Source organism: Shinella sp. 1A1, assembly GCF_055379515.1.
This window is the reverse complement of the sequence record NZ_AP039672.1, coordinates 856,115-869,882: the sequence shown is the minus strand read 5'-3', so window position 1 is coordinate 869,882 and position 13,768 is coordinate 856,115. Positions and strand designations below refer to the sequence as shown.

The following is a 13,768-nucleotide window of genomic DNA, read 5'->3' as shown; positions in this document are numbered from 1 at the left end:
ATGAACACAGCAGATCATGCAAACAGGCGGCAATTCATGGGCGTTCTCGTCGGCGCCGCGGGACTGCTTGCCGCAAGCCGCGTCAAGGCCGCTTTCGACACCGCGCCGGACCGCTTCCCCGTCGAAATCCGTCACGCGCTGGGAACCACCCGTATCGAAGCGGAGCCGCAGCGCATCGTCACCCTCGGCTGGAACGGCGAGGATGCGGTGCTCGCGCTCGGGCGCATCCCGGTCGGCATGCATCGCTACGGCCTGTTCGGCAGCGGCATCCTCCCCTGGAACGAGCCCTATCTGCGGACGCAGACGCCCACACTGCTGCAATCCGGCGAACTCGACTATGAGGCGATTGCCGCGCTCGAACCGGACCTGATCCTGGCCATCAAGACCGGCATCAACGAAATCGAATGGCAACGCCTGTCGAGCATCGCGCCGACCGTTGCTTACAGTTCGGCGCCGTGGCGAGCCGACTGGCGCGAGCAGATGGCACTGACCGGACAAGCGCTCGGCGAGCCCGGAAAGGCCCGCGACCTCGTAGAAGCGACGGAGAAGCAGTTGCGCGGCCTTGCCGACGCTCATCCCGTCCTCAAGGACAAGACCTTTATTTTCGGCAGCTATTTTCCGGGCGAAGGGTCGCTCGGGGTCTATTTCGCAAGCGACCCGCGGGTGCGCGAGTTGATGGCGATGGGGCTTCGCCTCGCCCCCGGCATCGAAGCCCTGATGGCGGCCGACCCCGACGTCAATGGAACCGGCGTCAGCCTGGAGGACCTCGATCGCCTCGATGCCGACGTCCTGATCGTCTGGTACGGGCCGGGCGCCCGCGCCGATGCGGAAAGCCAGCCGCTGCTTCAGGCCTTCGGCCCGATGCGCCGCGGCGCCTATGTCCCGCTCGACGATCCGGTCTCCGTCTGGGCGACCTCCGCCGTCAGCGTCCTGTCCATTCCCTATGCATTCCCCGGTTTCGTCGACCGCATTGCGGCCGCGGCCGCGAAGGGGCGCTAACATGGTCGAGGAAAGGGATTTTCACGCCGCGACCGTACTCTCCAGCGCGCGGATGACACCATCGATGATCCGGGTCGTCATCGGGGGCGACGGACTGCGCGATTTTGCGAGCTGCGGCGGGCTGGACGAGTTCATCTGGCTTAGCTTTCCCGACGGGAACGTGCCGCTGGCCGACGCACCCGGACGGTACTACACCATCCGGCGCTGGGACGGGGCGCTTGGCGAGATGACGATCGATTTCGTCTCGCATGAAGGCGGCGTCGCCTCCACCTGGGCGCGCGCCGCCCGGCCGGGTGATCGGTTGGGCATCTTCAAGCCGCGGTTCCGCTACGTCCCACCGGCCGACAGTACATGGATCCTGCTGATTGCCGACGCGACAGGGCTGCCGGCCGTCGGCCGGATCATCGAAGAGCGGCCGGCGGGTCTGCCGGTCATTGCCCATGTCGAGATCATGACAGCCGGCGACCGACAGAACTTCGCCACCGCGGACTGCACCGTCCACTGGCATGAGAGCATGCATCACGGCGAGCGCCCAAGCCGGCTTTCGGACATTGCACGCTCGATCACCCTTCCGGATGGTCCCGGCTATGTCTGGGTTGCCGGTGAAGCCAGCGAGATCGCCGCCTGCCGGAAGCATTTCCGCGACACGCTCGGGCTGCCGCGCGAACAGCTGACCACCGTCGGCTACTGGATCCACGGGCAGGCACGCTCGTGAGCGATCAGCTGGTGTCAGGCAGGCCTGCCGGGCGGACGCGTGCGCGTTCCGTGCCGCTGGCCCTTGCCATCCTCGGCCTCCTGCTTGTCGCCCTTTCGATCACCAGCCTGATGCTGGGCGCGCGGCCCATTTCGGTTTCCACCGTGCGTGATGCCTTCCTGCACTACGATCCCGGCATGACCGACCACATCGTCGTGCGTCAATACCGCTTGCCCAGAACCATACTGTGTCTTCTCTGCGGCGCGGCCTTCGGCACGGCCGGGGCGCTGATCCAGGCCTCCACGCGAAACCCTCTGGCCGATCCCGGCATTCTCGGCGTCAATGCCGGCGCGGCCTTTGCCGTCATTCTGGCCGTCGGCGTGTTTTCCTTCGCGTCGATCACCGCCTATGTCTGGTTCGCCCTCGCCGGCGCGGCCATGGCCGGCCTGCTCGTCTACACGATCGGCGCAAGCGCCGGCGGCGCGACGCCCGTGAGGCTGCTTCTGTCCGGCGTCGCGATTTCGGCCGTTCTCGGCGGTATCGGCTCATCCGTGACGCTGCTCGACCCCCAGGCCTTCGACAGCCTGCGTCACTGGCAGGTGGGCACGGTCGCCGGGCGCAACCTCGCCGTCGCCGCGACCGTGGCGCCGTTCATCGTTGCCGGCTTGCTGCTTGCCCTGATCGCCGCGCCCGCGCTGAACGCTGCGGCGCTGGGCGATGACACGGCGCGGGCGCTCGGATTGAACCTGTCCCGACTGCGCATCACCGTCATCCTCTCGGTGACGCTGCTGGCCGGCTCGGCCACCGCCGCAACCGGGCCGATCAGCTTCATCGGCCTGATGATGCCCTATGCCGCCCGCTGGATCGTCGGATCGGATCAACGGCGGATCATCCCGCTGACGATGCTCTGCTCGGTCAATCTTCTTCTGGCTGCCGATATCGCCGGCAGGCTGCTCATCTATCCGGACGAGCTCGATGCCGGCATCGTCGTGGCATTTCTCGGCGCGCCGGTTCTCATCATGCTGGCTCGCAGTGCAAGGACGAAGACCCTTTGAAAGCGCTGATCCATCGTTTCCCGCCGCTCGGCCGCAATGCCGGCCAGCAGGTCTCCTTCCGTATCCGGACGCGGACGCTGGCCGTGTGCCTCGCACTCACAGCGCTGCTTCTCCTGCTTGCATTTTTCTCGTTGACGGCGGGGCGCTTCAATACCGGCACGGCGGATGTCTTCAACGCGCTGTCCGGGCAGGCCACCGGCAAGACCAGGATGATCATTCTCGAATGGCGCCTGCCCCGCATGCTGCTCGCGATGCTTCTCGGCGCGGCCCTCGGCCTTGGCGGCGCGATCTTTCAATCGCTGACACGCAATCCCCTGGGGTCGCCTGATATTATCGGTTTCGCCGCGGGTTCGCATACCGGCGCGCTGGTGGTGCTTCTGCTTTTTTCAGGCGGATATTACGCGACGGCATTCGGTGCCCTCGGCGGCGGCATCGTCACGGCAATACTGGTCTATGTGCTCGCCGGCACGACCGGCCAGCAGGGTTTCCGTCTGATCGTCGTGGGGATTGGCACATCCGCCATGCTGTCGGCCTTCAATGCCTGGCTGATCCAGAAGGCGGATCTGGAAATGGCGATGGGCGCGGCATTCTGGGCTGCCGGATCGCTGAACGGACTGGGTTTCGAGCAGCTACGCCCCTCCGCCGTGCTGTTCTGCCTGCTTTGCCTTCCCCTCGCGGCCCTCGCCCGCCCGCTGCGCCAGATGGAACTGGGGGATGATGTCGCCCTCGCGTCCGGTGTCACCGTTCGCCGCACGCGCGGCCTGCTAATGCTGCTCGGCGTGGCGCTGACGGCGCTTGCCACCGCAACGGCCGGGCCGATCTCCTTCATTGCGCTATGCGCCCCGCAGATTGCGCGGCGTCTCGTCGGTGCTTCCAGCGTCGGGCTTCTTGCCCCGGGACTTGTCGGCGCGGTCCTGCTGGTTTTAGCCGACGCAGCGGCACAGCACGCCTTCGGCCGCCAGCTCCCCGTCGGCATCATGACGATCAGCGTTGGCGGGCTCTATCTCCTATGGCTCCTTATCCGCGAGGGTCGGCGATGATGAATGAACAGCAACCGCAGCTCGAAGCGCAATCGGTGACGCCGGGCTATGGCGTCATCGCCACCGTCGCACCGTTCATCGCGCTGGGGCTTGTCATTTCATTTGCCGCCGCGGGCCCGCTCAATGCCGTGGCGCTCGGCGCCGCCGTCTGGGGCGCGGGCTCGTTGAATGGCCTTGGGACAAAGCAACTCGTCCCTGTCATTTTCGTTCTGTATCTTATCGTACCGCCAACGCTGTTTCTCGCGCGGCCAATGCGTCAACTCGAGGTGGGTGACGACACGGCCACGGCCTCCGGCGTGCATGCCAACCGGGTTGGACGTTGCCTGACGGTGCTCGGCTCCGCGCTTACGGCCACCGTCACGGCCGCTACCGGCCCCATTGTCTTCATCGCCCTTGCCGCTCCGCAGATCGCAAGTCGGCTGACACGGTCGGCGGGCGTGGTGCTTCTGCCTTCGGCGCTGATGGGTGGAATCTTGCTGTTCGCCGCCGACTGGGCCGCCCAGCATCTCTTTTCCACCCGCTTGCCCGTCGGTGTCGTTACCGTCAGCATTGGCGGCCTCTATTTCCTCTGGCTCATCATCCGGGAGGGCCGCACATGAAGACCGACCGTCTCCACGCCCGAGACCTCACGCTCCGCTATGAGGAGCGCACCATCTCGCGGAACCTTTCCGTTACCATTCCCGACGGGTCCTTCACCGTCATCGTCGGGCCGAACGCCTGCGGCAAGTCAACCTTGCTGCGCGCCCTGTCGCGTTTGCTTCTTCCCGCGCATGGCAGCGTTATCCTCGATGGCAAAGCCATAAGCGCGCGGTCGTCAAAGGATGTTGCACGTCGGCTCGGTCTCCTGCCGCAAAGCGCCATCGCGCCTGAGGGCATCACGGTTGCCGATCTCGTGGCGCGGGGACGTTACCCGCACCAGTCCTTCCTCCGGCAATGGTCGCTTGAAGACGAGGCCGCTGTCACCGCGGCGATGGCGGCGACACATGTAACCGACCTCTCGGACCGTCTTGTCGATGAACTCTCCGGCGGCCAGCGTCAGCGTGTGTGGATCGCGATGGTGCTCGCTCAGGAAACACCGCTCCTGTTGCTCGACGAACCAACGACCTTCCTCGACATCGCTCACCAGATCGAAATGCTCGACCTGCTGGCTGACCTCAATGCCGGAGACCGAACCATAGTCGCCGTCCTGCACGACCTCAATCACGCCTGTCGCTACGCCTCCCATCTCATTGCCATGAAGGACGGTGGCATCGTTGCCAAAGGTCCGCCACAGGACGTCGTTACACAACAGCTCGTGCAGGCTGTCTTCGGACTGGCTTCCATTGTTATTGACGATCCAGTCTCCGGAACGCCCATGGTCGTGCCGAAGGGGCGGCGGAACAGCGCAAGCCGACCGGGGAATGAAACAGGTATGGGAGAAACGGAGCGCTTTGCTATCCCAGCTGATATCGGGATGACACTCCGATGATGTGCGTCCTGAAACGTTTTGCGTCCTACTACCGTCCGCATCGTGGCCTGTTCGTGCTGGATTTCTCCTCCGCCGTGGTGGCGGGGCTTCTGGAATTGGCCTTCCCGGTCGCGGTGACGCTGTTCATCGACCGCCTGCTGCCGACCGGACGGCTCGATCTCATCGCGCTCGCCGCCGTCGGCCTCCTTCTCATCTACCTCATCAATGCGGGCCTGCAGGTCATCGTCACCTATTGGGGGCACATGCTCGGCATCCGCATCGAGACGGAGATGCGGCGCAAGGCCTTCGACCACCTGCAAAAGCTCTCCTTCGGCTACTTCGACAACCAGAAGACCGGCCATCTCGTGGCGCGGCTCACCAAGGATCTCGAGGAGATCGGCGAGGTCGCCCATCACGGCCCGGAAGACCTGTTCATCGCCATCATGACGCTGATCGGCGCCTTCATCCTCATGCTGTGGGTGCATGTGCCGCTGGCGTTGATCACCGCGGTCATCGTGCCGCTGACCGCCTTCGTGACGACGCATTACGGATCGCGCATGACCACCACCTGGCGCGCACTCTACGGCCGAGTCGCCGATTTCAACGCCCGCATCGAGGAGAATGTCGGCGGCATCCGCGTCGTGCAGGCCTTCGGCAATGAGGACCACGAGCGCCGGCTCTTCGCCGAAAGCAACCACAACTATCTCGTCACCAAGCTCGAAGCCTACAAGGTGATGGCGGCTTCCGCCTCGCTCTCCTATCTCTCCATGCGTTTCGTACAGGTGGTGGTGATGCTGGCGGGGGCGTGGTTCGTCACGCGCGGCGCGCTTTCGGCGGGCGGTTTCGTCGGCTTCCTGCTGCTCGTCAACGTGTTCTTCCGGCCCATCGACAAGATCAACTCGATCATCGAGACCTATCCGAAGGGCATAGCCGGCTTCACGCGCTACACGCAGTTCCTCGACACAGAACCCGACATCATGGACCGGGCCGACGCGGTGGATGTCAGCCGTCTTCGCGGCGATATCGACTATCGCGACGTCGCCTTCGGCTACAGCGCCGACAAGACCGTGTTCGAAGGGCTGAACGTCTCGATCAAGGCCGGCGAGACCATCGCTTTCGTCGGGCCCTCCGGTGCGGGCAAGACGACGATCTGCTCGCTCCTGCCGCGCTTCTACGAGATCACCTCAGGCGCCATCGCCGTCGACAACGTCGATATCAGGAACATGACGCTGCGGTCGCTGCGCTCGAACATCGGCATCGTGCAGCAGGACGTGTTCCTCTTTGCCGGCACGGTGCGCGAGAACATCGCCTATGGCCGGCTCGGTGCGACGGAAGCGGAGATTCTGGATGCGGCGCGGCGCGCCCGTCTCGATGACGTTATCGCCAATCTCGCCGACGGCCTTGATACCGTCATCGGCGAGCGAGGCGTGAAGCTTTCGGGCGGACAGAAGCAGCGGCTGGCGATCGCGCGCATCTTCCTGAAGAACCCGCCGATCCTGATCCTCGACGAGGCGACCTCGGCACTCGATACGGAGACGGAGCGGGCGATTCAGCAGTCGCTGGCCGAGCTTTCGGCCGGACGCACGACGCTGGTCATTGCGCACCGCCTGGCGACCATCGCCAATGCCGACCGCATCCTCGTCGTCGATGATGGCCGCATCGTCGAGAGCGGCAATCATGCCGAGCTCATCGCACGAAAGAATGGTCGGTATCGGAGCTTCCATTTGGCTCATGCGGCCGGTTAAGCCAGGTTGCTTGCTGAGAGGTTGATCAGATCGTCAAACGCACTTGTCCAAACACGCATTGATTCTGAAGTCCGCGATCGTGCCTCCGCCGTGCTTGAGAGCATGGGGCTTACGGTATCTGATGCGGTGCGTGTCCTGCGTATGCCGTTACCGAAACGACATACGTATTCTTCGCGTCCTACATGGCGCGCAGGAATGGCCAGACTCATTGCCAACCGGGTGATTCGACGCCAGTCAGTCGGGTGGTAGTTCGTGTCCCTTCAAGAGCTTTGGTTAGCTGTATTTTCTGTTTCGTCCCGCGGCCCCAACGGCGAGGCCGCTTCCTCGATGAGCCAGTCGATGAAGGAACTGACCTCGGCGGTTTCGCGCTTCGCGTCGGGGCAGATGCAATAGTAGTTGTGAAGAGCTGGCACGATCAGGCGGAGCGGCTGCACGAGCCGGCCTTCGTCGAGATCGCGTGCCGACACGACTTCATCGCTAAGCGCTACGCCAAAGCCATCTCTAGCTGCCTGGAGTACAATGCCGAAATCGTCGAAATGCACGTCGGACTCGCCGGCATAGGGAATGCCTGCTTCGGCTTGCCAGCGTCGCCACTGCGAGCCGTCGTCCTCATGCAGTAACCGATGAAAGGCGAGGTCCGAGGGCTGGCGGATGGCGTTCGGCCCGCGCAGGAGTTGCGGGCTGCAAACCGGCGTCATGTGGATGCCGTGCAGCAGGCGCCACCAGAAGCCCGGCCATGGCGGCATGCCGTAGATGATCGCGACATCGGTCTTGCGCCAGTCGACGCCGTGGAAATGGCTGGAGGTCAAAACCTTCAGCTGGAAATTCGGGCTTTCAGCCATGAAGGTGAAAAGCCTGGTGGCAAGCCAGGCAACGCCGTGTACCTGCGGGATGGAGATGGTCAGGGCCCGCTTTGGCGCTCCGCCATATTTATGCGCCGACAGCTGACGCACGCCGGTGTGGATGGCCTCCATGGCGCTGGCCACGGAGCGCTGGAGTTGGCTCCCGCTCGGCGTCAAAGCCAGTTGCCGGCCGCGTTTTTGAAAGAGATCGACGCCGAGCGTCACCTGGAGCGCGCGGATCTGCTGGCTGATGGCGCCCGGCGTCACATGCAGCTCGGCCGCCGCCGCGCTGACATTGCCAAGCCGCGCGACGCTTTCGAAAACGCGAAGTGCATGAAGGGGTGGCAGCGCCATCAGTCTCTTCCCTCAATTGATGTTCAACGGATCAGGCATTCTGGTCACGGCCCGGCCGTAGTTGCTCGACCACGCGGTCGGCCAGGGCGCGCAGCACGGGGTCGTTTGCGCGATCGACCGGGCAGACGATGTAATATTCCCGCGCCGCATTGATCGTGGTGGAAAACGGCTGGATAAGCCGCCCTTCGCTCAGATAGCTTCGCGTCAGGACATCCGAGACCAGCGCCACGCCGCGGCCCTGAACGGCGGAAGCGATCGCCTGCGCCACTGAGTTCACCCGGACACGGGTATTGCCCTCAAGGGCGATCCGTGCGGCGACGGACCATTTTGCCCATTCCCCACCGTCGTCTTCATGCAGCAGAGCGACGGAACTCAGCTTTCTGTCGCGATTGCGCAGGTCGAGCCGCGGAAACAGGGTCGGCGAGCACACGGCACAGAGCCGGACTTCGCTGAGCAAGCGCCAGTATTTCCCGGTGAACGGTGGATTGTCGTAGACAACAGCCAGATCGTTCTCTGCCCAATCCACCTCCGCAGCGGTGATCGCCTCGTTGATGGTGAGGTTGGAAATACCATGCGACTGCGCGAAATCGACGACGGTTGCCGTCAGCCAAGCAATCCCGAGCGCGGTCGGTACGGAAACCGATAGCGCTGCGGGCTGGTCGCCGGCGGTTATTTTTCGCGATGCCCGTGTCGCCGTATCAAGTTGCCCCAGGGATATGGCTACGGTCTGCGAAAAATCCCTGCCCGCCTGGGTGAGGGCAACATTCCGGCCCGACTTTCGGAACAGAATGATGCCCGTCGCATCGCTCAGCTTCTTGAGCTGCAACGAAATGGCGCTCGGGCTGAGGTTCAGTTCCTCCGCCGCCTGGCGCACGCCGCCGAGGCGTGCAGTCGCTTCGAAAGCGGGCAGATATTGCAGGTAGGGCGGGAGGCGGCTCATCTGGATATCCGACTGTTCGTTTAGCATTATAGAACGGTATCGGTGATTTTAAATTGATTTTTTCAAACTATTAGGGGTGCTATCCCATCGACAAAGAGGAGCGTGGTCATGATCTCGGCAAAACCATTCGACTATCCCTATGACGGCAATCTCGATGTCCGCAAAACGGCGCTTATCGTCATCGACCTGCAGGAGGATTTCCTTTCCACCACGGGCTATTTCGCAAAGCAGGGATATGATCCCGCACCGCTGCGCGCGATCCTTCCCGCGGTAAACCAGCTCATCGCTGCCTGCCGCGAGGCGGGCATCCTGATCATCCACACGCGACAGGGTTATCGCGAAGACCTTGCGGACATGACCCCTTACGAAAAATGGCGCCGGCAGCGGTCGGGTCTTGAGGGCACGACGGCGTTGCTGCGGTCGAGCCCCGGTTTCCAGATCGTTCCCGAACTCGATGTGCGACCGGAAGACATCATCGTCGACAAGACCTGCAACAGCGCCTTCACCTATACCGATTTCGAGCATGTCTTGCGTGCGCAGGGCATTACACATCTGTTGTTTTCCGGCTGCACCACCGACGTCTGCGTTCACACGACGCTGCGCGAAGCCTGCGACCGGAATTTCCAGTGCCTGACGATCTCGGACGCCTGCGCCAGCGGCGATCAATATGCCCATGAGGCTGCCCTGCACATGGTCACCGTCGAAAACGGTATTTTCGGCGCGCTGACCGATACGGCCGCGGTGCTTGAAGGCCTGAAAAAGCTGGGAAACTCCAGGGCATGAGTGAGATCCGGAAATACGTTTCGCTGATGCGCCTGACGCAGAAGGGGCTTGACGAACTGACCGATAGCGCGAAGCGCCGGAAGGTCAGTGAGGAGCGCGTCGCTGCGCTCGGCGGGCGGTCGATCGCCTTTTACGCCCTGCTTGGGAACTATGATTTCATGCAGGTTTTCGAAATGCCGAGCAATGAAGCGATGATGCAATACGTGCTTACGGCGCGCCGGGACGGTCATGTCGAGCCGCTCATCCTCCCCGCATTCGACACCGAGACATACGGCCAGATTCTCAACGCCGTAGGCTGATCAAACACTTTAGTTTTCCTGCGATTTTTTGAGGAAAATATTTAGCTTGTTTGCGAAAGGCACTCGTATACGACTTCACAAAACACCGATGCAAGGCATCAAAAATAAGGGAACACGACCATGATGAAAGCAACACTGGGAATGAAAATGCCGCTTCTGGCAGGCACCATATTTGCCGCCATGTCCAGCGCCGGTACCGCTCTCTCCGCCGATCAGAAACCCGATTTCGTATCGGGTGGCGTCTTGAAGATCTGCACCAGCGGCGAGTTCCCGCCGATGGAATATTATGAAAATCCGGGCGACAAGGACCTTGTCGGCTTCGAGATCGATGTCATGGATGCCATCGCCAAACGGTGGGGTGCGAAGGCCGAGTATGTCGTCGGCGACTTCAAGGGGCTGCTTCCGTCGCTCGATTCCAAGCGCTGCGACCTCGTCGCAAGCGGCATCATGATCACGCCGGCTCGCCTCGAAAAATACGACGGCATCCCGTATTTCGGCTCTCACGTCGTGCTGGTCACCGCGGCGAGCGACACGGAGACGAAAGTCCCGGCCGATGTCAGCGGCAAGATCATGGCGATCGAAGCCGGCACGACCTACGAAAAGACGGTCGCCGATCTTAATGCCGAACTGGAAGCAGCCGGCAAGGACCCGATCCAGGCACAGACCTACCCGTCCGCATCAGGCGTCATCGAGCAGATCCTGGTCGGCCGCGCGACCGCGACAATCACGCAAGACACGACCGCTGCCTATCGCATGCTGCAGGTGCCGGGTCGGCTGGCCATTCCCTATACCTATGAGGAAAGCGAGAACTACGGCATCTACCTGCGCAAAAGCGATGGCGACCGGCAGATGCTGAAAGAGGCGATCGAGGCCCTGCAGGCGAGCGGCGAGATGAAGGCGTTTCTCAAGAAGTGGAACCTGCCGGAAACCTCGACCGACGTTTCGCACGACGTGAACTGACGATAGGCGGTTTCCGTTGTTTGAGCTCGACCTCTTCCTGCAGGCGATCTTCAGCGCCCCCCTTTTCAAGGGGGCGCTCCTGACGATTGGCCTCTCCCTCTGCGTCATGGCCGTGTCCCTCGTGCTCGGCATGGGGCTTGGCTCCATGGCAGGCTCGCCGCGCCGCTCCGCCCGTTGGCTGGCGACGCTCTATGTCTGGCTGTTCCGCGGCGCACCGGCATTGCTCGTGCTGCTGTTCGTGTGGAACGGCCTGCCGCAGATCTCCGAAATCTTTCGGGCCGGCTGGTTCACGCCGTTCTTTGCGGCCTTCCTGGCGCTGTCCCTGATCCAGATCGCCTATCTGGCGGAGATCCTGCGAAGTGCCTTTGCCGCCGTCGGACATGGGCAGCGAGAGGGTGCGGCGGCGCTCGGCATGCACCGCTGGCAGATTTTCCTCGTCATCACCATGCCGCAGGCGCTTCGCATCGCGGTCCCCTCGCTGATGAACGAGTTCATCTCGCTGTTGAAGACCACGTCGCTTGCGACCGTGATCTCGCTCAAGGAACTGATGACTGTCTCGCAGTTTGCGATCGCCACCAGCTTCCGCTTCCTGGAGTGGTACGGCGCGGCCCTTGTCTACTATCTCGTCATCGTCTCGGTGCTGACGCTCGCCCAGAACCGCATCGAATATGTGCTGTCGCGCGGCTATCGCTGATCGCTGCAAACCCACGGGTTGGATATGAACACGCAAACCGCAATTCAGGTTGCCGGCGTCAACAAATGGTATGGCGCCTTCCAGGTCCTCAAGGACATTGATCTGACTGTGAACAAGGGCGAACGCATTGTCATCTGCGGTCCGTCGGGCTCGGGAAAATCGACGCTGATCCGTTGCATGAACCGGCTGGAGGTGCATCAGGAAGGTTCGATTACTGTCAACGGGGTCGAGCTGACCAGTCAGCTCAAGCGCATCGACCGCGTGCGAAGCGACGTCGGCATGGTCTTCCAGCACTTCAACCTGTTCCCGCACCTGACGGTTCTTGAAAACTGCACGGTCGCCCAGCGCTGGGTGCGCAAGCTGCCGAAAAAGCAGGCGACCGAGATCGCCATGAAGTACCTTGAACGCGTGCACATTCCGGAAAAGGCCGACAAGTATCCCGGCCAGCTTTCCGGCGGACAGCAGCAGCGCGTCGCCATCGCGCGCGCCCTTTGCATGAACCCCAGCATCATGCTGTTCGACGAGCCGACTTCGGCGCTCGATCCCGAAATGGTCAAGGAAGTGCTGGACACGATGATCTCTCTTGCCGCCGATGGCATGACGATGATCTGCGTCACCCACGAGATGAACTTCGCGCGCGAGGTCGCCAGCGAAGTCGTCTTCATGGATGGCGGCCAGATCATCGAACGCAACAAGCCCGACATCCTGTTTTCAGCGCCGACACATGAGCGCACAAGGCGCTTCCTCGGCAAGCTGCTGCATTGAGCCAGGCCATGTTGAGCAATACGAACTGGTTTTCAACGCACGCGATCTCGGACCGGCTCACCCGCGTCTGGGAGCCGCATGTTCATGGTTTTTTCCGGGCCAATATATTCCACGTCGTCGGCAGGGATGCCGACCTCGTCATTGATTTCGGCATGGGCCTAGCCGATCTCCAAAGCGCGCTCCGCATCCCTTCAGGGAAACCCGTGCTGGCTGTAGCGACCCATGTGCATGTCGATCATGTCGGCTCGTTTCACGAATTTGAGACGCGGCTGGGCCACGCGGCCGAAGCCGAGGCCTTCGCACGCATGCCGGATGCGGACACGCTCGCCGACTATTTTCGCAAGCAGCCGGACGCCCTGACCGCAGCAGCACCCACCGGCATTACGCCGGAAGCCTACAAAATTTCGCCGGCTCCGCTCACCAAGGCCCTGGCAGAGAACGACATCATCGACATCGGCGATGCCAGCTACACGGTTCTGCATCTTCCCGGCCACTCTCCCGGTTCCATCGGCCTGCTCGACCAGAGGACGGGGGAGTTTTTCAGCGGGGACGCCATATATGAGGGTGGCCTCGTCGATGATTTGCCGGGATGCGATATCGAAGCCTACAAAATTACCATGAATCGCCTATCAGACCTCGACGTCGATGTCGTTCACGGCGGTCATGGACTGATGTTTGGCAGAGATCGGCTGTGGGAAATCGCAATGAGCTATCTGGCTTCGAAGGAAGGGTGAAGAAGGCAAACGATCCAGGCGATCAATCCGGAGCGATGCTTCATTTTTAGGCACGGACGTAACGTTCGCCAAAGTCGCCGGTTCATCTCCTTTCAAGGGACCGCTCTTACCCTATCGAGAGTTGATGCTTCCATGCGCTGGCACTGCTGCCGAGGCACTTCGCAAACCCTCCCGGGATGAGGTCGGGGGCAACGTGACAAATCACGACTGCCGACACCGATATCGCTCTAAGCCCCTCAATGTCTTTTCGATAAGCCATGCTGCCTTCGCACCCCTCAGTTAACGGGGCACATGACACGCGTTGATTGAGGTGACAAGGACTTTAACGCGAGTTGTAACGATCAGGTCGCCTAGGCTCTGCACGGCATTCGCTTCCGAGCGGCGTGCGGTTGGGCGGGAAACATGGCTTCGCCGGAC

General features: G+C 62.3%; 14 protein-coding genes and 2 pseudogenes. 14 read left to right on the top strand and 2 right to left on the bottom strand.

The genetic code is table 11. The features are described from left to right. Positions 1–36 precede the first annotated feature (36 nt). From ACZ48C_RS20805 to ACZ48C_RS20770, 8 genes and pseudogenes are all read left to right on the top strand, one after another. Positions 37–999, top strand: coding sequence for an iron-siderophore ABC transporter substrate-binding protein (locus ACZ48C_RS20805; RefSeq protein WP_464783925.1), 963 nt, complete (start codon positions 37–39; stop codon positions 997–999). A gap of 1 nt (position 1,000) precedes the next feature. Beyond that, positions 1,001–1,714, top strand: coding sequence for a siderophore-interacting protein (locus ACZ48C_RS20800; protein WP_464783924.1), 714 nt, complete (start codon positions 1,001–1,003; stop codon positions 1,712–1,714). Next, positions 1,711–2,748 (top strand): FecCD family ABC transporter permease, encoded by a 1,038-nt coding sequence (locus ACZ48C_RS20795; protein WP_464783923.1) that lies wholly within the window; start codon positions 1,711–1,713, stop codon positions 2,746–2,748. Before ACZ48C_RS20800 ends, ACZ48C_RS20795 begins: the two co-directional genes overlap by 4 nt. After that, positions 2,745–3,788 (top strand): FecCD family ABC transporter permease, encoded by a 1,044-nt coding sequence (locus ACZ48C_RS20790; protein WP_464783922.1) that lies wholly within the window; start codon positions 2,745–2,747, stop codon positions 3,786–3,788. The genes ACZ48C_RS20795 and ACZ48C_RS20790 overlap by 4 nt, the downstream gene beginning before the upstream one ends. Positions 3,789–3,919: 131 nt before the next feature. Further along, positions 3,920–4,387 (top strand): annotated as a pseudogene (locus ACZ48C_RS20785) (iron chelate uptake ABC transporter family permease subunit); the annotation flags it as partial. After that, complete coding sequence (locus ACZ48C_RS20780; protein WP_464783921.1) at positions 4,384–5,256, top strand: ABC transporter ATP-binding protein; 873 nt, start codon at positions 4,384–4,386, stop codon at positions 5,254–5,256. The pseudogene ACZ48C_RS20785 and the gene ACZ48C_RS20780, both read left to right, overlap by 4 nt. Beyond that, positions 5,253–6,980 (top strand): ABC transporter ATP-binding protein, encoded by a 1,728-nt coding sequence (locus ACZ48C_RS20775; RefSeq protein WP_464783920.1) that lies wholly within the window; start codon positions 5,253–5,255, stop codon positions 6,978–6,980. The genes ACZ48C_RS20780 and ACZ48C_RS20775 overlap by 4 nt, the downstream gene beginning before the upstream one ends. Positions 6,981–7,004: 24 nt before the next feature. Then, a pseudogene (locus ACZ48C_RS20770) lies at positions 7,005–7,118 on the top strand (type II toxin-antitoxin system RelB/DinJ family antitoxin); the annotation flags it as partial. A 122-nt stretch (positions 7,119–7,240) separates the two neighbouring features. Here ACZ48C_RS20770 and ACZ48C_RS20765 read toward each other — a convergent pair. Both ACZ48C_RS20765 and ACZ48C_RS20760 read right to left on the bottom strand, forming a co-directional pair. Then, entirely contained in the window at positions 7,241–8,176 is a 936-nt protein-coding gene (locus tag ACZ48C_RS20765) for a LysR substrate-binding domain-containing protein (RefSeq protein WP_464783919.1), read from the bottom strand. A gap of 31 nt (positions 8,177–8,207) precedes the next feature. Next, a complete protein-coding gene (locus tag ACZ48C_RS20760; protein WP_245424713.1) occupies positions 8,208–9,116 on the bottom strand; it encodes a LysR substrate-binding domain-containing protein in 909 nt (302 codons plus the stop codon). Positions 9,117–9,224: 108 nt separating this feature from the next. Between ACZ48C_RS20760 and ACZ48C_RS20755 the strand changes: the two genes are divergently transcribed. The 6 genes from ACZ48C_RS20755 to ACZ48C_RS20730 all read left to right on the top strand — a co-directional run bounded on the left by ACZ48C_RS20755 (position 9,225) and on the right by ACZ48C_RS20730 (position 13,351). After that, positions 9,225–9,899 carry a cysteine hydrolase family protein gene (locus ACZ48C_RS20755; protein ID WP_464783918.1) on the top strand — a complete coding sequence of 225 codons (675 nt, stop codon included), beginning with the start codon at positions 9,225–9,227 and terminating at the stop codon, positions 9,897–9,899. Beyond that, positions 9,896–10,198, top strand: coding sequence for a GYD domain-containing protein (locus ACZ48C_RS20750; protein WP_464783917.1), 303 nt, complete (start codon positions 9,896–9,898; stop codon positions 10,196–10,198). The genes ACZ48C_RS20755 and ACZ48C_RS20750 overlap by 4 nt, the downstream gene beginning before the upstream one ends. 147 nt (positions 10,199–10,345) lie before the next feature. After that, complete coding sequence (locus ACZ48C_RS20745) at positions 10,346–11,158, top strand: transporter substrate-binding domain-containing protein (protein ID WP_464783916.1); 813 nt, start codon at positions 10,346–10,348, stop codon at positions 11,156–11,158. A gap of 16 nt (positions 11,159–11,174) precedes the next feature. Next, the gene (locus ACZ48C_RS20740; protein WP_119254812.1) at positions 11,175–11,852 is read left to right on the top strand and encodes an amino acid ABC transporter permease; all 678 of its coding nucleotides are present in this window, start codon (positions 11,175–11,177) and stop codon (positions 11,850–11,852) included. Between the two features lie 24 nt (positions 11,853–11,876). Beyond that, positions 11,877–12,617, top strand: a complete 741-nt coding sequence (locus ACZ48C_RS20735) for an amino acid ABC transporter ATP-binding protein (RefSeq protein WP_454633559.1) — start codon at positions 11,877–11,879, stop codon at positions 12,615–12,617. Positions 12,618–12,625: 8 nt separating this feature from the next. Further along, a complete protein-coding gene (locus ACZ48C_RS20730) occupies positions 12,626–13,351 on the top strand; it encodes an MBL fold metallo-hydrolase (protein WP_464783915.1) in 726 nt (241 codons plus the stop codon). Positions 13,352–13,768 lie beyond the last annotated feature (417 nt).